The organism is Clostridium sp. AM29-11AC (assembly GCF_003480545.1).
Classification (GTDB): Bacteria; Bacillota; Clostridia; order Lachnospirales; family Lachnospiraceae; genus Otoolea; species Otoolea saccharolyticum_A.
Window position 1 is genome coordinate 68,768 of record NZ_QUJI01000016.1, and the last position, 19,313, is coordinate 88,080.

A 19,313-nucleotide genomic window follows, 5' to 3' on the forward strand; every position below is an offset into this window, starting at 1 on the left:
TCATAACAACCAAACGGACTTTTGTCAATTAATTAAAAGGAATAGGAACTATTACCTGAAGATATATAAGAGGGGACATACACTTGGCCTTGCGTATCAGTTTTCACAGGTTCCTCCTAAATCATTCCATACTTGAAAGCCATCTTCATCTCGCTTCCCACGCTGATCAGCGACGTATCTTCCGGTATCTCATCCCGGTGATACCAGCCGGCCTCCGACAGCTCATCCTCCTGCAGCCTTATCCTGTCGTCTCCGTCCAGCTCTGCGAAAAATCCGATCATCTCCGTGTCGGTAAAGGCCCAGGGCTGGCTCTTGTAATAGCGGATATTTTTTACCTTGAGTCCAACCTCCTCCATCACCTCCCGCCGGACTGTTTCCTCAAAGGTTTCCCCGATCTCCACAAATCCGGCAATTAGGGCATATCCGCGGTAGGCGCGTCCCCGGTAGCGCGACATCAGGATCCTGTCCTTGTCCGTCACAGCCACGATCACAGCCGGACAGATCTTCGGATACTCTGTCTGCCCGCAGACCGGACAGACCAGCGCGCGCTCGGACTGGCTGTCTACGGTCTCGTGGCCGCAGCGGCCGCAGAACTTCCTGCTCTCCTTCCACCGCCAAAGCTGTATGGCCGTAATGGCTGCAAAGGCCTGGTGCTCTGGCTGCATGATACGAAAATACGCAGCGCCCTGAAAAGAATAGCCGACCGCTTCTCTCCCTTTTTCCTGCCCCTCTCTGCCCGTTTTCTCCTGAGTCAGAAGTGCCGCAGCCGGATCGCTGTCTCTTCCCCTCACCATAAAATACGGGATATCATCAATGGAAAACAGGTATTCCGCCCGCTCTGACAGATCCGGCACCAGCCCGGAATCCTCCAGTTCCCTGGCTGTCGCAGGGCCGAACTCCTGCGGCGCAGGAAGCGCCCGCTCTGATTCGTAAATCTCCTCCCTGCAGTCCTTCCCCTCTCTGTCCTTTCTCCTGATAAGAAGAATATTTCCCTTTAAGATATACATCAGAAATGACTGCTCCGTCAGCCTGGGCCTCTTAAAGGAATTATCGTATCTGTGAGGCAAAATGTCCTGTATCATATGTAATCTCTCCTTTTATATTTCCTGTCAGATGGAAAAACTCCGGCCTCTCTGTTCCTTATTTTTCCATCTCTTTATCCTGGCGCACTGTATGTGCGGTTCTTCTATTATAGACCCGGGTCCTGTTTCCCACAAGGAATATTTTCCCTGTCTTCTTTTCACACTCTTTCTGCGCTCCCCTATCCGGCGCTGTCTAAAGGCCTCCAGGCTCTGTACGGAACATTCCGTCAAGCAGAAGATACCCGGCCCGGTAAAGGCGCATCAGCTGCCAGTACATGATACCCCTTAACCCCAGCTCTCCCACCAGGTTAAACTTGGCCAGAAGGCTTCTCACATCCTCAAACCACACCTCATGGAGAACACCGTACTGCCAGTAGCGAAACCAGGGCGTCTGAGAGCGCTCATCAAAGCTGATGGGAACCCCGTGATCAATGGCAAGCTGAACCGCTTCCATTGTCCCGAGGCTCTCTGCCTTTGTAACCCCTCTCTCGTAGGGAAGCGGCCAGTCATAGCCGTAGTTGGGAATGCCCAGCAGAATCTTTTCCCGCGGTATTTCAGTCAGGGCATACTCGGCCACGCGCCTTACCATATGAATAGGCGCAACAGCCATAGGTTCACTGTAGGTATAGCCCCACTCATAAGTCATAAGCGTAACCTGGTCGGCAGCCGCTCCCAGATCCCGGTAGAGAATTCCCTCATACAGAAGTCCTCTCTGATCAGCGGATGTCTTGGGCGCCAGAGCCACTGAAACACGGATTCCGTAAACGGAGAAAAGCGCTCTCGTCCTGGCCACGAAGGCCGCATACCCTTCCCCATCTTCAGCCCGGATGTACTCGAAATCGAGATCCACCCCTTTATACCCCTTCTCCTGAACTTCCTCCCACACAGCTCTCAAAAGGCGCTGCTGCAGCTCCACATCCCGGATCATCAAAGACGCCAGCTCACTGTTGAAGCGGCCGTCTGCCTCCATGGAAGTCAGCACAAGTACAGCCCGTTTCCCTGCTGCCTGGATTTCTCTGATCAGCCCGTCAGGCGGCGCTAAAGGGGCAATCAGCTCCCCCTCCCTGGTAAAACCATAAGAAAACACGAGAACCTCCGACAGAAATGGCAGCGCCTCCCGAATCACCTCTTCCCTGATAAAAGGATAGGCGTATCCCCCTGCCTCAATCAGCTGTTTTACCGGCTGCACCGGCTCTGTATCCTCATCCTCCCGGATCAAAAGAGCCTGGCCTACGGCCAGGCGGTATGGGTACTCTATCTGATTGTCGGCGGCAAGACGCTCCACCGGTATCTGAAAGGAAGCGGCAATTGTATCCACACTGTCCCCTTCCCTGACTACAGCAATTTTCATTTATATCATTCCTGTACTTCACTTCTTATCTGCCATTTTATGCAGCGCAGCCCTCTTCCATGCCCTCCTGAGATCTCTATTCCGGAAATTTCTCTGCCGGGCATCCAAAACCTGAGTCTCCGGTAAGCCGCACAAATTCCTCCTCATTTGAGCCGTCTGCCTCGCTCCTACAGGGGATAAAATTCCGGTTCCATCTGGTGAAAAGCGCAGAGCTCCCGAAACCCCAGCTCCCTTAACCTTCTCCTGACAAAAGGAAACTGTTCGGCAATCTGTTCCGGGCGGTGGGCGTCAGAGCCAAGTGTCAGGATTTTTCCTCCCATATCCCGGTACAGCCTCAAAATATCCTCTGAGGGAGTTAAATCTCCAATCCTGTAGCGAAAGCAGGAAGTATTGACCTCTATCCCCTTTCCTCTCTCAATCACATGGGAAAGAATCTGCTCCAGAATGGGACGGCTGTTTTCAAACGGCCAGGGCCCGTTTCTGTCATAGCGGCGCATCATATCCAGGTGTCCCAGCACGCTGTAGCCGTCAAATCTCTGGATCACCTTCAGGATCTCTCTGTAATATCCCTCATTATATTCCCGCTGTGTCTTCCCCTTCTGGTAAGCCTGATTGTCAAATTCCAGATTGTCAACCTGATGGCAGGACAAAATCACAAAGTCAAAGGGCTGCTCCCGGAAATCCCTCTCATATTCTCCGACTGTATGCGTCTGCACCCCAAATTCAATTCCATATTTCAGCCGGATCTGATTTCCGTAAATCGCCCGGCAGCGCTCCAGCTCCCTTCTGTAGGCGCTGTAATCACAGTTGTCCTCCCCGCTCCTGGCCCCGTAGTCCACATGTTCTGTGAAGCAAAGCTCCTCCACTCCCGCCCGGAGCGCCGCCTGGATCTGAGTCTCCATGGGCGTTCTGGAATCCCAGCTGAAGTCAGAATGGACATGGTAGTCTGCAAACATTTCATTTCCTCCCAGTGTATATTCCGTATCTGTTGTCGTCTCTCATCTGCTTATGCATCGCAGGGTCTGCTTTCAGACCACTGCTATCCTACCACCAATTACCGCGTCCTGCAAGCTTCCCTCTTTTCTTTTACTTTTTTTACAGATTTTATATACAAGTCTCCTGACGGCTCTGCCTTGCCGGAAGCTTTCCCACCCTCCCGCAGGAATCCTGTTATCCCAATAAATGCCGCAGACAATCAGCATTTCACTGACAGCCCGCGGCATTTACATTTCAGAATAGGCTTCCTGCAGATTAGTCAGGGTTCCGTTATCACTCCCTGCCGCCTGTTCTAAGCCTCGTCAATAGCCTTTCCAATATCATGGCGCATATATTTATTGTCAAAATCCACCCACTCTGCAGCCCTGTAGGCGTTTGCCCTGGCGGCCTTCAGGTTTTCTCCGGTGGCTGTCACGCCCAGAACGCGTCCTCCGTTTGTGACAATCCTTCCTTCCCTGTCGAAGGCTGTTCCGGCATGGAATACATAGTATCCATCCTTCTGCCGGAAATTTTCAAGGCCCCGGATGGGGAGCCCTTTCTCATACTTCACCGGGTAGCCGTCAGAGGCCAGAACGACGCAGACCGCTGCATTGTCCTCAAATTCCAGATCGATCTGATCCAGGGTGCCGTCGATGCACGCCTCAAATACCTCCACAATATCATTCTTCATGCGTGGAAGCACCACCTGGGTCTCCGGATCTCCGAACCTGGCGTTGTACTCAAGGACTCTCGGCCCCTTGTCTGTCAGCATCAGTCCAAAGAAAATAATTCCCTTGAACTCCCTGCCCTCCTTCTTCATGGCATCCACTGTGGCCTGGTAAATGTGCTCTCTGCAGAACTGATCCACCTCTTCTGTATAGAAGGGACTTGGGGAAAAGGTTCCCATTCCGCCTGTGTTGAGTCCCTCGTCGCCGTCCTTGGCCCGCTTGTGATCCTGCGCGGAGGTCATGATTTTGATGGTATTGCCGTCTACAAAGGAGAGCACAGACACCTCCCGCCCTGTCATAAACTCCTCAACCACCATCTGATTTCCGGCAGAGCCGAATTTCTTGTCCAGCATAATGCTCTTTACACCCTCTTTTGCCTCCTCCAGCGTATTGCAGATGAGCACGCCCTTTCCCAGGGCCAGGCCGTCCGCCTTCAGGACGATAGGCATGGAAGCCGTTTCCAGATATGCGAGGGCCTCGTCCGCATTGTCAAAATTTTCATAGGCTGCAGTGGGAATCCCGTATTTCTTCATCAGATCCTTGGAGAAAGCCTTGGAACCTTCCAGAATAGCCGCATTCTTTCTCGGCCCGAATACTCTCAGCCCCTCTTTCTCAAATACGTCTACAATCCCCCCTACCAGCGGATCGTCCATGCCGATGACAGTCAGATCTACCTGATGCTCCTTTGCAAAGTCTGCCAGCTTCTCAAACTCCATGGCTCCGATGGGAACGCACTCTGCCACCTCTGCAATCCCTGCATTTCCCGGCGCGCAGTAAATTTTCTCCACCTTTGGGCTCTGAGCCACTTTCCAGGCAATCGCATGCTCTCTTCCGCCGCTTCCCACAATTAAAACCTTCATCTCGTTGTCCTCCATTTATCTCTGAGTTATCTGAGCGGAATCCGTCCCTACCCGGGCGTCGGCCCCTCTCTCAGAGTCTCTCCCAAACTCTCAGTTCTGTCAAAATTCATCCTCTGCCAAAACGGCCTAAGGCCGGCCTCCCGGACGGAAGCCAGCCTCGAAACCAGCCGGGCCGTTTCCGGCCCTTCTATTTATGAGATCTCCCCATTTGCAATCATGTCGATGGCTTTTGGAAGAAGAACCCACTCGGCCTCCTCCATCACCCGGCGCTGAAGGATTTCCGGCGTATCGCCCGGCTTTACCTCCACAGCTTTCTGCAGAAGGATGGGTCCCGTGTCAGTCCCCTCGTCCACAAAGTGAACGGTAGCCCCGGTAATTTTTACGCCTCTTTTAAGAGCTGCCTCATGCACCTTAAGTCCGTAATAGCCCACTCCGCAGAAGGATGGGATCAGGGACGGATGGATGTTGATAATACGGTTTGGATATTTCTGAATCACAGCTGCCGGGATAGCCACCAGAAATCCGGCCAGCACAATCAGATCCAGCCTGTATTCATCCACCTTAGCCAAAAGAGCCTCATTGAACTGAGCTCTGGTTTCATAGTCCTTCGGTGAAACGCAGACAGCCTCAATCCCATGGTTCCTCGCCCTCTCCAGGGCATAGGCATTCCGGTTGTTGCTGATCACTGCCGCCACAGCGGCGTTTCTGATCTTCTTGCTGTCAATGGCATCCAGGATGGCCTGAAGATTCGTGCCTCCTCCCGACACCATGACTCCGACTCTTAACATAAGTCTACTCCCTTTTCTCCTGCCTCCACAGAGCCGATGACATAAGGAGTCTCGCCTGCTGCCCTCATGGCCTCCATGGTCTTCTCTGCATCTGCCGGATCCACAGCCACGATCATGCCGATTCCCATATTAAAGGTATTGTACATGATGTGCTCCTCTACCTGTCCTTTCTTCGCCATTAAGCCAAAGATCGGCGGAACCTCATAGCTGTCCTTCTTAATCACAGCTCTGGTTCCCTCTTTTAACATTCTCGGCACGTTCTCGTAGAAGCCGCCTCCGGTAATGTGGCTGCAGGCCTTAACGGCAACTCCTGCCTCCTTCACTGCCCGCAGAGCCTTCACATAGATCTTGGTGGGGGCAATCAGCGCCTCTCCCAGGGTCTTTCCAAGCTCATCATAATATGTATTTAAGCCCTCTTTTGTGAGCTCATTCTCGAAAATTTTTCTCACCAGGGAAAATCCGTTGCTGTGAACGCCGGAGGATGCCATACCGATCAGCACATCCCCTGCCTTTAAATGCTCTCCGGTGATCATATCCTTTCTGTCAGCCACGCCCACGGCAAAGCCTGCCAGATCATACTCGTCCTCCGGATAGAAGCCCGGCATTTCCGCTGTCTCTCCGCCGATGAGGGCAGCGCCTGACTGGATGCAGCCCTCTGCCACGCCGCTCACGATTGTGGCAATTCTCTCGGGAATGTTTTTCCCGCAGGCAACATAGTCCAGGAAAAACAGAGGCTCGCCGCCTGCGCAGGCCACATCGTTCACGCACATGGCCACACAGTCAATGCCCACGGTGTCATGCTTATCCAGAAGGAAAGCCAGCTTAAGCTTCGTTCCCACTCCGTCTGTACCGGATAAGAGAACCGGCTCCTCCATTCCCTTAAAAGCCGCTGCGCTGAAGGCCCCGGAAAATCCTCCGATTCCTCCCATAACCTCAGGTCTCATTGTCCCCTGAACAAATTTTTTCATAAGCTCCACAGACTTATATCCAGCTTCAATATCCACTCCGGCGTTCTTGTAATCCATGATTTATCTCCTATCTGCGCCCTGTGCGCACGTCCTATTGTATTCACATCTGCCGCTCTTTCGTATCATAACAGGCTTTAAACTGCAAAGCCCCGCGGGACTATTTCATCTGAGCCACGTACTCCTTGTAGCCGATTTTGTCTAACTTTTCTGCCTTGGAAACGACCTCGTTCTTCATTTCCTCAGAGTATTTTTTTAATTTTTCGAGAAGCTCCGGATCAGAAGCTGCCAGGATCTTCGCTGCCAGAATACCGGCATTCTTTCCGCCGTTGATGGCAACCGTCGCCACCGGGATTCCGGACGGCATCTGAACGATGGAGTACAGAGAATCCACACCGCCTAAATCGGAGGTCTTCATCGGAACTCCGATCACCGGGAGGGGGAACAGGGCGGCACACATACCCGGCAGATGAGCCGCCTTTCCGGCCCCTGCAATAATCACCTTGAATCCTCTGGACTCTGCTGATTTGGCATACTCAAAGAATACGTCCGGTTCCCTGTGAGCAGAAATAACGGTCATCTCAAAGTCAATTCCCATTTTCTCCAGGAAATCAGCTGCCTGTGCCATAATCGGCATATCTGAGTCGCTTCCCATTACAATTCCTACTTTTGCCATAGTGAATTCTCCTTTGTCTTTTATATTTTTACATTAGTTTTGCTAATAATTATCATTCTTTATCTTAGCTTTGCTAATTAATAATACCTGTTTTATCTTCTGCCGTCAAGATCAGCGCTTATGAATTATACTTATAAGCAGATATGATCCCTGCTGTTTAACCAGAAGCCTGTCCCCTGCCGGCAGGTTTGACATTCCGGCAGACTCCATGCTCCTAGATTTCCTGCTCCTCCAGCTCCCGAAGCGCCAGATTCAGCTCCTCTGTTCCCGGAAGCACAAACTGCCCTCCCTTAATAATATAGACGCTGCTTCCGTCCTTCTGCACCGCCTCCACCGTGTCAAGCTCTGAGTAGGGAATCGTGATATCTGTGTGGCACCCGAAATAGGCCTTGGACAGATCCTCCTTTCTCAGGATAGAAACCTCGTTATCCCGGGCCACAACTTCTTTCTTGTCCGGGTTGTAGACCGGGCTGTCCTCTGACCAGCTGTAGCAGGTATCTCCTACTGCAAAGTGGGGGCCTGTTTTTTCTGCAATCAGAATGGGGAACTTATCGAGAATTCCGTATTTGATTCCCACCGCATAGGCAGTTGTATTCGTTCCCACTGCAAACTCTCCCATAGGCAGGCTGTCGTGATTCTTTAAGATGACCTGCTTGACCAGCTTTCTGCACTCCTCCTCATCGGCAAAGTTCTCACAGGTGTAGTCCGTTGTCCTGCCGTTCTCAAAATGAATGCAGAGGTTTCTGAACTGAAAGTCGCCGATATAGACATTTCCCACGAAAAGCGTTCCCTCCGTGCCCTGAAGCACCGGTGAGGTAAACACCTCTCCAACCGGGATATTCACATCTGCCACGCAGTTTTCAAACCTTGTCTCCCTCTCCGGATGCTCGAGGGCCACAAGGCTGATTCTGAGATCCGTCCGGTTCTCCCCTCTACCCGTCACCCTCACATACTCCGCTGTATCGAGGGCGTCGATGATCGACTGCTGGACTCTCTTATAGAGCTCGTAATCCAGCGTATTGATGCGGATGGTTTCATCAAAGATTTCTGCAAATCTCTCCCCGATTTCCGGTACAGGAAAGGCGATGATCGTAAAGCTGGTTTCATCTCCCGGAATATATCCGTCCGCGATCTGCATGGACTCGTTGACATAGGCGTGTGTCAGCTTCTCCTGCTTTTCAGTCAGGGAAAATGCCTCCCTCTTGTTTTCCGGCAGGAAGGCCTCCTCTCCGAAGGTCTCCAGAACGGCAGGGCCTCCATAGGCAGCTGCCAGAGCCTTGTACTCCTCATAGGCTACCCTGAGCACAGAGAGTTTTCTCTCCTTAAAGGCCTTGTCCATATAGAGGGCATTGTCATAGCGGTGATCATACTCATACTGGCGGTTCGGAGAAAATCCATAGTACCCATTGGTTCTGGAGGGAGTCCTGTTCATGGTTCCCACTGCTGCCCTGCAGAAAATCGGCGAAAGCCCCATCTTTTCAAAGTTTTCCACTGCGTACCGCATCATCCGCTCAAATCCCAGAGGGCAGCGGATCTGGACGGTCTCCTTCTTTGTGAGATCACGCCCCATCACCTCGAAGCCTTTCCGGTATCCCTCTGTGAATGTGTCTGCCATCTTTTTTACGGTTTCTTCCGGAAGGCTGTTTAAGAAGGCAGAAAGCGAACGCTCTGTATCGGAAATGTACTCTCCGAACTGGTAGAGATACCTCTCATCCGACAGGTCCGCATTTCGGATAATGTCTGCCGCAAAGTCCAGGGACGGATCTAAGGACTCCCGAATCCGGTAGGTCAGGGTGACGTCGCAGTAGTCGCTGACAAACCAGTAGAGCACAGACTTCAGCTCCTTTTCCTCCGGTTCCTCCCCCTCGAACAGATTGTAGACCTCAATGAACACCTCTTCCAGAATCGTCATATCAGAGAGCCGGCTCTCATAGGCATAGACGATCATTCCCCTGATTTCCGTGCAGAGGAAGGAGAGGTATCTTCCGTAGCGTTCCGTCAGCTCCCTGCAGGCAAAGGCCGGGTTGGCAAAGCTCTCCCCATAATGGGCGGGCAGAATATCCTCATAGAGTGCCTTATTCAGATCTTTTAGCTCAGACAGAGACTTTTCTGCCAGCTCCCCGCAGGCCTGCATCCGGAAGACTTCCTCGCACAGCAGGATAAACTCCGCCGTTTTTCTGAAATACGGCAGAAAGCGCTCCCCCACGGTTGTCTCAGAGAGTATGGCGCGGATTCGCCCGAGGGCCAGCTCATGACGTTCCCCTACTGCCTCGTTTTCCTCTTTCCATTTATCTGCATAACGGATCCCTGTTTCGTATCTCATCCCCATCATCCTTTCAATCCAATTAAAATAAGAACTATCCATAAAATAACGAGAAGCCCGCTTACAGGCGCCCCGATTTTAGCCAGAATATAATTTTTTTCATCCTCCTGAAAAGAGGCTGCGCCGTATATGATTCCAAACACGGCAAACAGAAAGCTGGAAAAGCACACCGCCGCCCCTCCTACGGGAAGATTTCCCTGGCTTTTCACTCCCAGGCCGATGCCTGCGCCTCCAAGAAACAGGGCCACAGCGGCAAGTCCCAGACAGATGAAGCTGTTTTTTGCCAGCGGCTTCCTGATATATGAAATTTTTTTAGGTTTCTGAGTCATAGAAAACCCTCCTCATCGCTTTGCAGATTATCACCAGTATGTATCCGGCAATTCCTCCCACTGTATTTAAAAACATGTCGTCCACATCGAAGCTCCCCACCTTGAGGACAAGCTGAATAGTCTCTATCGTAAGTGTCATCAGAAAGCTCAGCAGAAAGGTGTTGTACCAGCGCTTCCCAAGCTCTGTGATAATCGGGAGAATAAAGCCAAAGGGCATGAAGCACACCACATTTCCCACCGTGTTGATGAGGAAGGCTTTCATTCCCAGCAGCTCCCGGTAGGTGTAAAACCGCTTAATCTCCTTGAACAGAGTGATATTGTAATGGTATTCCGTATATTCCGACCGGCTGAATCCGTCGGAAAAAAACATAAAATGAGTGAGCATAAGCAGGTAACAGATAAACAGCACCCAGCACACCTTCTGATGCGTCTTCGTTCTTTTCCACATAAATATTTTAACAGTTCCCCTCTATCTGAAACGCGGCTTCCCGTGAATGCCGCGAATATTTTCTTCTTTCACTCTTTGCCTCCATCCCAAAAAGAGTGTTGCAACTGAAATCACGTAAAAATGCAACACTCTTTCCTCTGCTTTTTCCCGGCTGCAGCTTAGTTCGCTGCAGCCGTTTCTGTCAAAGCCTTTTATCAAAATGTAATTTCTGATTTACGTCTCAAAAGAGCCGCCCCGCTTACAATGGCCATAATCCCGGCCGCAAGCCCCGTAACAATCATAACGCTTCCGATCACGATACTGCATGCGCCTGCATTGCGCATTGTCCTGTAAACCTTCTCCATCGGACTCATCTCCTTAGCTTTTCTGTTGTTTCTCAGATTACCTTGCCCCATACTGCTCATAGTATGCATCAATGGCAGCCTTGATCTGATCGTCGATCACAATTTTTCCCTGGCACTCTCTGTTGTATAAGTGCTCAACCACATCCTTCATGGAAACGATGGCCGCTGTCGGGAAGCCGTAGAGATCCTTTACCTCCTCGAGGGCGCTCTTCTCTCCCTTTCCTCTCTCCATACGGTTCAGGGAAACGATCAGACCTTTCACCTCCACATCGGCCTGAGCCTTGATAATCGGGAAGGTTTCCTCAATGGACTTTCCGGAGGTTGTCACATCCTCGATAATCACTACCCTGTCTTTGTCCTTTAACTTGCTTCCCAGAAGGATTCCCGTATCGCCGTGATCCTTCACCTCTTTTCGGTTGGAACAGTAGCGGATCTCCTTTCCGTAAAGCTCACTGATCGCCATGGTTGTAGCCACTGACAGAGGGATTCCCTTGTAGGCCGGCCCGAACAGCACATCGAAATCAAGGCCGTAGTTGTCATGGATGGCTCTCGCATAGTACTCGCCCAGCTTGCGAAGCTGCGCTCCTGTCACGTATGCGCCTGCGTTCATGAAAAACGGAGATTTTCTTCCGCTCTTTAATGTAAATTCTCCAAACTTGAGCACCTGGCTCTCCACCATAAATTCGATAAATTCCTGCTTATAACTTTCCATTTTCTGCTCCTTTTATGCCTGATTTTTCCAGCACATCCTGCGCTGGGCTCTATTTTACAATTCCGATCAGGCTGTTAATATCCTCCACCTGATACTGTCTCATATACGCTTCTATCCCCTTTACAATCTCCTCTGTCGCATAGGGGTTGTGGAAGTTTGCAGTTCCCACTGCAACGGCCGTGGCTCCGGCCATCATAAATTCAATGGCGTCGTCCGCACACATAATTCCTCCCATTCCGATAATCGGAAGGCTGACTGCGTTGGCCACCTGGTACACCATGCGGACAGCCACAGGCTTGATGGCAGGACCGGAGAGTCCCCCTGTCTTGTTGGCCACGGCGAAGGTTCTCCGGTGGATGTCAATTTTCATTCCGGTGATAGTGTTGATCAGAGAGAGCACATCTGCTCCTCCTGCCTCGGCAGCCTTTGCCATAACTGTGATATCCGTCACATTGGGGCTTAATTTCATAATCACCGGCTGCCTGGCATGCCTCTTCACCTCTCTGGTAATGGCTTCCACGGCCTTCGGATCCTGACCGAAAGCGATTCCTCCCTCCTTAACATTGGGGCAGGAAATATTGATTTCCAGCATGTCTACCGGCTGGTCGGAGAGCTTCTCCACCACGTCGATATAGTCCTCCGTGGTCTTGCCGCAGACATTGACGATGATCTTCGTGTCAAACTGCTTCAGGTAGGGGATATCACGCTCTGCAAACACCTGAAATCCCGGATTCTGCAGGCCCACTGCATTGATCATGCCGCCGTAGGTTTCCGCAATTCTGGGAGTAGGGTTTCCCGGCCACGGAATGCTGGCAACTCCCTTGGTCACTACAGCTCCCAGTCTGTTTAAGTCTACCATTTCGCCGTACTCAGCTCCGGAGCCGAAGGTTCCGGAGGCTGTCATAACCGGATTTTTGAGCTCCACTCCGGCCAGATTCACCTTCATGTTCATTACAGCTCCACCTCCTCGGCTAAGAATACAGGCCCGTCCTTGCAGATCCGCTTGTTGTTTACATTGGTGTGGTGATCCACATCCTTTGACTTGCAGACGCAGGCCAGGCAGGCTCCGATTCCGCAGGCCATCTTTTCCTCTAATGAGATGTAGCAGCGGATCTGATGTTCTCTGGCGTACTCCTTCAGTGCGCGGAGCATGGGAGTCGGGCCGCAGGCGTACATCACGTCGGCAGTCAGCCCATGTTCACGGATGGCGTCAAGAACATTTCCCTTCGTCCCTGCGCTTCCGTCCTCTGTGGCCACATACACCTGGCCCCAGGCCTCGAACTCTTCCTTTAAAAACAGATTTTCATCACGATAGCCCAGAATCGTCTGCTTTTCGCAGTCAAGCGTTTTGGCAAGCTCCAGCATGGGAGGGATTCCGATTCCTCCTCCGATCAGGAATACCTTCTTCCCCTCTGTGGGGAATCCGTTTCCCAGCGGTCCCATGATTTCAATAGAATCTCCCGGCTCATAGTGGGAAAACTCCTCGGTTCCCGCTCCTGCAATCCTGTACACGATGCGCAGGCGCCCCTCTTCCCTATCAATCTCGCAGATGCTGATTGGCCGCGGAAGAAGCCTGGAGCCATCCTTTGTATAGACAGAAATAAACTGTCCCGGCTTTGCCTGTTCTGACGCCTTCGTGGAAATCCACATGCTGTAGATCCCAGGGGCCAGCATTTCCTGGCTGTACACAACAGCCGTTTCCTTTATCTGTGCCATTTTTCTCTCCCTGTTGTACTCCGCGTGCTTTTTTCTTTTTATCTCTTTGATTCACGCGGTATTTTATTTCCATTTCTGAAAATCTTTCCTGTATTCCCTGCCCCGATTCTTTCCGGCTGCAGCGCAGGCCTGCAGGCCTGACCGCCGGGAACCTGCACACAGTTCATACAGTTTTTCCGTTTTACAGTACGCGGCCAATATCGGCAATCATATCGATAACTGCCTGCCTGGAAGCCTCGCCGAAATGCTCCGGACCGAACTTTGCGTAGGTATCCTTCTTATAGGCAGCAATAATTCCTCTGGAAGAGTTTACGATTGCTCCGAGTCCGTCCTGGTTAAAGCAGTATTTCAAATCCTCGGCAGTTCCGCCCTGGGCTCCATAGCCAGGTACCAGGAAGTATGTCTTCGGCATGAGCTTTCTCAAAATTTTGCTCATCTCCGGATACGTAGCGCCCACTACAGCGCCCACATTGCTGTACTCTCCGTCCATGGAGGCGCTGCCCCACTCTACAACCTTTTCAGCTACCAGCTCGTACAGAGGACGGCCGTCAATCAGCCTGTCCTGGAACTCGCCGCTGGACGGGTTGGATGTTTTCACCAGCACGAAAATTCCCCTGTCACACTCATTGCACACATCCACAAAGGGTTTCACGCCGTCTGTTCCCAGGTACGGGTTTACTGTGATGTACTCTGTGTCAAAGCCGCTGTAAGTTTTGCTTCCCACCTGGACTTTTCCGATATGGCCCGCTGCATAGGCTGCAGAGGTAGAACCAATATCTCCTCTCTTCACATCTCCAATGACAATCAGTCCCTTTTCCTGGCAGTACTTTACGGTCTTGTCGTACGCTGCAAGCCCTGGAAGGCCGAACTGCTCATACATGGCAATCTGCGGCTTTACGGATGGAATCAGATCGCAAGTCGCGTCCACAATCTCCTTGTTGAACTGCCAGATTGCCTCTGCTGCTCCTTCAAGCGTTTCACCGAACTCCTCATATGCCTTTTTTGTCACATGCTCCGGGATATAGCTTAACATCGGATCCAGGCCAACACAGATCGGAGCCTTTGTTTTCTGAATTTTTTCAATTAATTTACTTACCATCTTATCCTCCTGTTTTCCAGACTTTACCTAGTTTAATTCTAGCTTAATTCTAACTCATTTTATCATAAGAGAGAGGGGGGATCAATAGCGTTATACAGGAAGTTCCATCTCATGTTCCATGGGCACAAACCCGAAGGCCTCATACAGCGGTCTGCCGGCCTCAGTGGCTTCCAGGGAGATGGAGGGAACCCCTTTTTTCCTGTATGCGCAGAAAAACCACAGAAAATTTGTATCTGCATGGCACAAATGTTTCTGTGGTTTTCTGCTCTTCTCTCTGTGTCTTTCTCTAGGGCCGGATCGTCAGTGTGGCGACGTAGGTCCCGTTTTTATACACTTTTGAGGCAAACTGCTCCTCGGTGGCTGTCTCAAGCTCCAGCCAGAGCTCCTCTGCGGCGAGCATGATGTGAGAGAGCATGACGCCTATGGAGAAATCTCTGCCTGTGCCGGCCTGGGGGGCCAGTCCCTTCAGGCCTCTGAAAAGCCCTGTTTCTTTTTTGGAAAATACATATATTCTGTCTGAATACACAATGAAACGCCACGGCTGGGAATTAAATGCGGAAGGTGCCAGTCTCGCCGCTTTCAGGACAGTTTTCATAGTTTCTCCCACTTCTTCCTTAAAGACACACAGCTCGCTCAGAGGAAGTCTCTTTGCCAGAGAGCTTTCTCTGCACAGCTTTCCCTCCGGATAGCCAAAGGCTATAATCATAACCAGGCGCTTTCCGTCCGTTCTCTTTTTTTTGACAGTGCTGCCGCCGAGATAGCAGGTCCCCAGCCCCTTTGTGGTCATATAGAGAACTATCTGCTCCATCAGGTAGCCTCCGTTCCTCTCAAATCCTTCTGCCGGTTCTGAGTAGAGGGCCAGATACCAGGGCGCGTCCACCTTCCACAGCCCCTTTACATCTGCCTTTTTTTCTCTGTTGTCAATCATCTCAAAGGCAACGGCAATCCTGTCATTGAGCGGTGAGGCCTTTCCGGCAAATGCCAGAAGCTGTTCCCTCAGCTTTTCTGAAACTTCTTTATTAGAATACTTCCGCACTGAGTGGCGGACGCCTATTGCTTCATACAGATTCATTCTCCCACTTCCTTTTTATGTCCCCGGCCTTAGGTGCCTGTTTATTTACCTCTGCCTGGCGTATCCAGACGGTGTCTGTTCTAAAGCATGCCTGAAATCAGAGGAACCACAACTACTGTCAGAATACCTGCCACTGCTATGGCAAGACTCGACATGGCGCCCTCCACCTCACCCAGCTCCAGGGCCTTGGCTGTCCCGATAGCATGGGCTGATGTTCCGAGAGCCAGTCCTCTCGCCATAGGCTCCTCAATCTTTAAGATCTTAAATATCACATCAGCTATAATGTTTCCAAGAATTCCTGTAATTATAATGCTTACCACTGTCAGGGTTACGATTCCTCCCATCTCCTCGCTGACTCCCATTCCGATAGCCGTGGTAATCGATTTCGGAAGGAGGCTCACATAAATCTCATGGTTCAGGCCAAAGCCCTTCGCCATGACATAAATGCTTCCTGCGCTGCCGGCTACTCCTGTCAGAATGGAAGCGCCCACTGCCAGCTTGTTGTTCAGGAGCATTTCCAGCTGCTTATAGAGCGGAATGGCCAGACAGACCGTCGCCGGTGTCAGAAAATAGCTCAGGTATTCTCCTCCTCTGTTGTAAGTTTCATAGCTGATCCCGCAGATCTTTAAAACCACAATCACTGCCAGTATAGCCACCAAAAGGGGATTTAAAATCAAAAGCCCTGTCTTATTTTTCAGCCACACTCCTAAAAGATATGCTCCCACGCTTAAAAGCATCCCAAAATAAAGGGATGTTCCTGCTAATTCTTCCATCTCTCGTTTTCCTTTGCTGCCATCTCTTCTGTCTTTGACGTACAGGTCACTTCTGCTGCCTCTTTCTGATCAGATACTGAGCCGTTTTTCCAGTCACAGCCATGACAAAAACTGTTGATACCGCTGTAATCACCGTGAGGGGAATCAAAATACTTTTCATCAAATCCCAGCTGTTTATAAGGCCCACGCCTGCCGGAATAAACATCAGAGGCATGGTATCCAGAAAAAAGTTTCCAGGCCCCTCCACAGCTTCCAGCTTCACAGCCTTAAGGCACAGCAAAGCTAAAAGCAGAAAAAGCCCGTATACCCCTGAGGGTATAGGAAACGGAAGCAGGACATTGAGAAATTCCCCTATTACGGTGATGCCGAAAATGATAGTGATGCCCTTCATGAATTTCATCTTCAGTCCCTCCTCATTTTTATAAACGCTTATATTTTATCACTGAGATTTTCATCGCACAATAGAAAAAGTTCTCATTTTTCTGTTGAAATTAAAACGATATATGGACTATACTTATAATGAACGCACATGAAGCATGCGTTTTTTATTTTTCAGGAGATATTGCGATGAATATAATAAGAACAGACCGGCCTTCTCTCATTCAGAGAGAAAAAGTCTGCAGACTTTTAGAAAAGTGCAGAAACGGGGAGAATGCCGCGCCGTTTTTTCCCCTTGAGGACGGAGATCTTTTCTATCTTCTTTTTATGGACACAAAAGAGCTGGCCTGCGCAGCAGCCTTAAGCTTTTTCGCCGATCCAGCCGTCTCCTACGCAGAGTGTACTGCCTTTACCCGCCCCGACCTTCGAAGAAACGGGTATTTCTCTGCTCTCTTTGAGCGGCTGTCCCAGGATATTGAGGATATGGATCTCTACTTTCCTGTAAGCGCGCCTTGCGAGGGGACTCTGGCTGCCCTGGCCTCTCTGGAGGCGGTTCACGACAGGGATGAGTATAAGATGGAGCTTGAGCTGGATAAAACGGATAAAAAAGAAGGCGCGAAAGCGGGAGCCGAGGAAACAGGAGACAGAACAGCCAAACCGGCAGCATCCGGCCGTCTCGGCGTCCGGTGGGAGGATATGGGAGACGGCTCTTTTCTTCTCTCTTTTTATCTGAAAAAGGGAAAAGAACGCCCCTGCCCGTCCTCCCTCCGTGCGGGGAGCTGCTGCCTGTTCTTTTCTTCAGACAGCGCCTGCTTCTATGGCTTTGAAATCAAAGAATCCCTGCGGGGCCAGGGTCTTGGAAAAGAGGCCCTTCTTCTCACCCTCTCCCTCCTTGAAGGCGGTCTGCCTGTACCGGGCTGTAAGCGGATCTTTCTCCATGTATCGGGGCTCAACACAGCCGCCGTCTCCCTGTACCGGAAAGCAGGCTTTCAAATCAGTGAAATTCTGTCCTATTATCTCTATTAAAATTAGACAGAAAGAAACAGGGGGAGACGTCTGTCTTCCCCGCATACCAGATCCTGATGAATTTCATCCAAAATTTCATCCAAAATTACTCTCACATAGCCGGACACGCCCGGATCCACATATTCGTGAAGAGCCTTTCTGACACACTCCGAAACCTCCATGTCCATATCAGCCGCCCACATGGCGTAAAGTTTTTTGAAATTTTTCTGCAAACCGCTGCGGAAACTGAAAATCCCAGGAGGACTTCATTACAGGAACAGGAGTTCTGTCCCGCAGGTTCCTCCTTCTGCAGCGCTTCTGTCAAAATCTTAAATATTCTGGGAGAGAATCGGATAGGGGAGATTTGACCCTTCCCTTCCAGTCGAGTAAGTAAGAGGACTTTCACCTCAAACTTCTCACGGAACCGTACGTGAAGGTCTCCCTTCATACGGCTCTTATCATTTAACAATACGAGTACATCCTGCTCCAATGAGCAAACAGCTTCGGCTCTCGTTTCCTGATAGACGAGAGCCATTTCTCAGCCCTCTGCCTGCGTCCACGAAAACTTTTATACTTGCACATTGCCCATTTTATCAGCCTGCATTCAATACACTGTAACGTGTTTTTCATTGCTGACGGATTAAATTTCCCAAAGTAATTCATCCACCCTCTAATCATCGGATTCAGCAGTTCTGCAATCATGTCTATCTTGCACCCGGTTCTCTTGTGTATCTCCAGTGCTTTGATCTTATCCCTGAAACCTTTCGCTGCTGTTTTACTGACCGATGCGATAAAGTTATTTCGCATCACACCATCCTTACATTTAATGTAGACTGCCTTAAAAGTGTACCCAAGAAAGTCAAACTCCGCCAGTTCTTCCTCCTTAGTCCTGTCCTTATCTTTACAGTATACAATTCTTGTTTTAACAGGATGCAGCTCCAGTTTACACTCTTCAAACCTTTTAACAAGCTTCTTCTTTATGTAGAGTGCTTCTTCTTTGGTTCTACAATGCACAACTCCATCATCTGCATATCTTTCAAACGGCGCCTGTGGGAAATTTCTTTTCATCCACATATCAAAGACATAGTGCAGAAACATATTTGCCAGTACTGGACTAATTACACCACCTTGTGGTGTTCCAGATTCTCTTTCAATCCTGCTTCCATCCGGCAGAACGAAAGGACTTTTGAGCCATCTTTCAATATACAAACATATCCAAGGCTCCTTTACGTGTCTGCGTACCACTCTCATTAACAATTCATGGTCGATATTGTCAAACAATCCTTTTACATCTAATTCTATAACATAGTCATATTTCCAACATCTTTTCCTTGTCTTCTCAACCGCATCTAATGCTGATTTGTGTGGTCTGTATCCATATGAATCTTCGCAAAACATAGGCTCCACTGCCCGTTCTACATATGCTCTTGCGACCATCTGTGCAATCCGGTCTGCTATAGTCGGTATTCCGAGTCGTCTGGTTCATCCTGATTTCTTTGGTATTGCTACCGCCATCACTGGAGATGGAAAATAACTTCCCGAACTCATCCGGTTCCAGATTTTATAAAGATTATTATTTAGTCTTTTTTCAAATTTCTCAAAATCCATACCATCTATACCAGCACTGCCTTTGTTTGCTTTCACTCTTTTGTATGCGGCGTTGAGGTTGTCGCTCCTGAGTATCGTATC

The 19,313-nt window shown here is 50.3% G+C and carries 20 protein-coding genes and 2 pseudogenes; 1 reads left to right on the forward strand and 21 read right to left on the reverse strand.

Annotation, left to right across the window (positions count from 1 at the left end):
• Positions 1–116 precede the first annotated feature (116 nt).
• The 18 genes from nudC to DW757_RS12215 all read right to left on the reverse strand — a co-directional run bounded on the left by nudC (position 117) and on the right by DW757_RS12215 (position 16,641).
• Positions 117–1,082, reverse strand: a complete 966-nt coding sequence (gene nudC, locus DW757_RS12130) for an NAD(+) diphosphatase (protein ID WP_118751826.1) — start codon at positions 1,080–1,082, stop codon at positions 117–119.
• A gap of 193 nt (positions 1,083–1,275) precedes the next feature.
• On the reverse strand, positions 1,276–2,433 hold the full coding sequence (locus DW757_RS12135; protein ID WP_118751827.1) for a glycosyl hydrolase family 18 protein: 1,158 nt from the start codon (positions 2,431–2,433) through the stop codon (positions 1,276–1,278).
• 167 nt (positions 2,434–2,600) lie between these two features.
• Positions 2,601–3,389 (reverse strand): histidinol-phosphatase HisJ family protein, encoded by a 789-nt coding sequence (locus DW757_RS12140; protein ID WP_118751828.1) that lies wholly within the window; start codon positions 3,387–3,389, stop codon positions 2,601–2,603.
• 332 nt (positions 3,390–3,721) lie between these two features.
• Positions 3,722–4,996, reverse strand: a complete 1,275-nt coding sequence (gene purD / locus DW757_RS12145; RefSeq protein ID WP_118751829.1) for a phosphoribosylamine--glycine ligase — start codon at positions 4,994–4,996, stop codon at positions 3,722–3,724.
• A 191-nt stretch (positions 4,997–5,187) separates the two neighbouring features.
• Complete coding sequence (purN, locus tag DW757_RS12150; RefSeq protein ID WP_118751830.1) at positions 5,188–5,784, reverse strand: phosphoribosylglycinamide formyltransferase; 597 nt, start codon at positions 5,782–5,784, stop codon at positions 5,188–5,190.
• Positions 5,778–6,809 (reverse strand): phosphoribosylformylglycinamidine cyclo-ligase, encoded by a 1,032-nt coding sequence (gene purM / locus DW757_RS12155; protein WP_118751831.1) that lies wholly within the window; start codon positions 6,807–6,809, stop codon positions 5,778–5,780. Before purM ends, purN begins: the two co-directional genes overlap by 7 nt.
• Before the next feature lie 100 nt (positions 6,810–6,909).
• Positions 6,910–7,425 carry a 5-(carboxyamino)imidazole ribonucleotide mutase gene (gene purE / locus DW757_RS12160; RefSeq protein ID WP_118751832.1) on the reverse strand — a complete coding sequence of 172 codons (516 nt, stop codon included), beginning with the start codon at positions 7,423–7,425 and terminating at the stop codon, positions 6,910–6,912.
• 214 nt (positions 7,426–7,639) lie between these two features.
• On the reverse strand, positions 7,640–9,757 hold the full coding sequence (locus DW757_RS12165) for an aminopeptidase (protein WP_182433298.1): 2,118 nt from the start codon (positions 9,755–9,757) through the stop codon (positions 7,640–7,642).
• Positions 9,754–10,077, reverse strand: coding sequence for a hypothetical protein (locus DW757_RS12170; protein ID WP_008395139.1), 324 nt, complete (start codon positions 10,075–10,077; stop codon positions 9,754–9,756). The genes DW757_RS12165 and DW757_RS12170 overlap by 4 nt, the downstream gene beginning before the upstream one ends.
• Positions 10,061–10,525, reverse strand: a complete 465-nt coding sequence (locus DW757_RS12175; protein ID WP_118751834.1) for a VanZ family protein — start codon at positions 10,523–10,525, stop codon at positions 10,061–10,063. The genes DW757_RS12170 and DW757_RS12175 overlap by 17 nt, the downstream gene beginning before the upstream one ends.
• A 194-nt stretch (positions 10,526–10,719) precedes the next feature.
• Positions 10,720–10,869 (reverse strand): hypothetical protein, encoded by a 150-nt coding sequence (locus DW757_RS17420; RefSeq protein ID WP_015545229.1) that lies wholly within the window; start codon positions 10,867–10,869, stop codon positions 10,720–10,722.
• A gap of 37 nt (positions 10,870–10,906) precedes the next feature.
• Positions 10,907–11,581, reverse strand: coding sequence for an orotate phosphoribosyltransferase (gene pyrE / locus DW757_RS12180; protein ID WP_015545230.1), 675 nt, complete (start codon positions 11,579–11,581; stop codon positions 10,907–10,909).
• A gap of 49 nt (positions 11,582–11,630) precedes the next feature.
• Entirely contained in the window at positions 11,631–12,533 is a 903-nt protein-coding gene (locus DW757_RS12185) for a dihydroorotate dehydrogenase (protein ID WP_118751835.1), read from the reverse strand.
• A complete protein-coding gene (locus tag DW757_RS12190; protein WP_118751836.1) occupies positions 12,533–13,297 on the reverse strand; it encodes a dihydroorotate dehydrogenase electron transfer subunit in 765 nt (254 codons plus the stop codon). Before DW757_RS12190 ends, DW757_RS12185 begins: the two co-directional genes overlap by 1 nt.
• 181 nt (positions 13,298–13,478) lie before the next feature.
• A complete protein-coding gene (gene pyrF / locus DW757_RS12195; protein ID WP_008395128.1) occupies positions 13,479–14,396 on the reverse strand; it encodes an orotidine-5'-phosphate decarboxylase in 918 nt (305 codons plus the stop codon).
• A 286-nt stretch (positions 14,397–14,682) separates the two neighbouring features.
• Complete coding sequence (locus tag DW757_RS12205) at positions 14,683–15,468, reverse strand: nitroreductase family protein (RefSeq protein ID WP_118751837.1); 786 nt, start codon at positions 15,466–15,468, stop codon at positions 14,683–14,685.
• Between the two features lie 80 nt (positions 15,469–15,548).
• On the reverse strand, positions 15,549–16,241 hold the full coding sequence (locus DW757_RS12210; protein ID WP_118751838.1) for an LrgB family protein: 693 nt from the start codon (positions 16,239–16,241) through the stop codon (positions 15,549–15,551).
• A 46-nt stretch (positions 16,242–16,287) separates the two neighbouring features.
• Positions 16,288–16,641 carry a CidA/LrgA family protein gene (locus tag DW757_RS12215; protein ID WP_008395122.1) on the reverse strand — a complete coding sequence of 118 codons (354 nt, stop codon included), beginning with the start codon at positions 16,639–16,641 and terminating at the stop codon, positions 16,288–16,290.
• Between the two features lie 167 nt (positions 16,642–16,808).
• Here DW757_RS12215 and DW757_RS12220 point away from each other — a divergent pair, with 167 nt between their 5' ends.
• A complete protein-coding gene (locus DW757_RS12220) occupies positions 16,809–17,645 on the forward strand; it encodes a GNAT family N-acetyltransferase (RefSeq protein ID WP_243033649.1) in 837 nt (278 codons plus the stop codon).
• A 2-nt stretch (positions 17,646–17,647) separates the two neighbouring features.
• On the opposite strand, the gene DW757_RS12225 is transcribed toward DW757_RS12220, so the two are convergent.
• The 3 genes and pseudogenes from DW757_RS12225 to DW757_RS18040 form a co-directional block, all read right to left on the reverse strand.
• The gene (locus DW757_RS12225; protein ID WP_243033651.1) at positions 17,648–17,812 is read right to left on the reverse strand and encodes an aminotransferase; all 165 of its coding nucleotides are present in this window, start codon (positions 17,810–17,812) and stop codon (positions 17,648–17,650) included.
• A 274-nt stretch (positions 17,813–18,086) separates the two neighbouring features.
• Positions 18,087–19,094: pseudogene (gene ltrA, locus DW757_RS12230) on the reverse strand (group II intron reverse transcriptase/maturase); the annotation flags it as partial.
• A 12-nt stretch (positions 19,095–19,106) separates the two neighbouring features.
• Positions 19,107–19,313: pseudogene (locus tag DW757_RS18040) on the reverse strand (group II intron reverse transcriptase/maturase); the annotation flags it as partial.

Coding starts and splice junctions, on each gene's coding strand:
- nudC (WP_118751826.1), bottom strand. CDS start 1,082: ATGATACAGGACATTTTGCCTCACAGATACGATAATTCCTTTAAGAGG.
- DW757_RS12135 (WP_118751827.1), bottom strand. CDS start 2,433: ATGAAAATTGCTGTAGTCAGGGAAGGGGACAGTGTGGATACAATTGCC.
- DW757_RS12140 (WP_118751828.1), bottom strand. CDS start 3,389: ATGTTTGCAGACTACCATGTCCATTCTGACTTCAGCTGGGATTCCAGA.
- purD (WP_118751829.1), bottom strand. CDS start 4,996: ATGAAGGTTTTAATTGTGGGAAGCGGCGGAAGAGAGCATGCGATTGCC.
- purN (WP_118751830.1), bottom strand. CDS start 5,784: ATGTTAAGAGTCGGAGTCATGGTGTCGGGAGGAGGCACGAATCTTCAG.
- purM (WP_118751831.1), bottom strand. CDS start 6,809: ATGGATTACAAGAACGCCGGAGTGGATATTGAAGCTGGATATAAGTCT.
- purE (WP_118751832.1), bottom strand. CDS start 7,425: ATGGCAAAAGTAGGAATTGTAATGGGAAGCGACTCAGATATGCCGATT.
- DW757_RS12165 (WP_182433298.1), bottom strand. CDS start 9,757: ATGATGGGGATGAGATACGAAACAGGGATCCGTTATGCAGATAAATGG.
- DW757_RS12170 (WP_008395139.1), bottom strand. CDS start 10,077: ATGACTCAGAAACCTAAAAAAATTTCATATATCAGGAAGCCGCTGGCA.
- DW757_RS12175 (WP_118751834.1), bottom strand. CDS start 10,525: ATGTGGAAAAGAACGAAGACGCATCAGAAGGTGTGCTGGGTGCTGTTT.
- DW757_RS17420 (WP_015545229.1), bottom strand. CDS start 10,869: ATGGAGAAGGTTTACAGGACAATGCGCAATGCAGGCGCATGCAGTATC.
- pyrE (WP_015545230.1), bottom strand. CDS start 11,581: ATGGAAAGTTATAAGCAGGAATTTATCGAATTTATGGTGGAGAGCCAG.
- DW757_RS12185 (WP_118751835.1), bottom strand. CDS start 12,533: ATGAACATGAAGGTGAATCTGGCCGGAGTGGAGCTCAAAAATCCGGTT.
- DW757_RS12190 (WP_118751836.1), bottom strand. CDS start 13,297: ATGGCACAGATAAAGGAAACGGCTGTTGTGTACAGCCAGGAAATGCTG.
- pyrF (WP_008395128.1), bottom strand. CDS start 14,396: ATGGTAAGTAAATTAATTGAAAAAATTCAGAAAACAAAGGCTCCGATC.
- DW757_RS12205 (WP_118751837.1), bottom strand. CDS start 15,468: ATGAATCTGTATGAAGCAATAGGCGTCCGCCACTCAGTGCGGAAGTAT.
- DW757_RS12210 (WP_118751838.1), bottom strand. CDS start 16,241: ATGGAAGAATTAGCAGGAACATCCCTTTATTTTGGGATGCTTTTAAGC.
- DW757_RS12215 (WP_008395122.1), bottom strand. CDS start 16,641: ATGAAATTCATGAAGGGCATCACTATCATTTTCGGCATCACCGTAATA.
- DW757_RS12220 (WP_243033649.1), top strand. CDS start 16,809: ATGAATATAATAAGAACAGACCGGCCTTCTCTCATTCAGAGAGAAAAA.
- DW757_RS12225 (WP_243033651.1), bottom strand. CDS start 17,812: ATGGACATGGAGGTTTCGGAGTGTGTCAGAAAGGCTCTTCACGAATAT.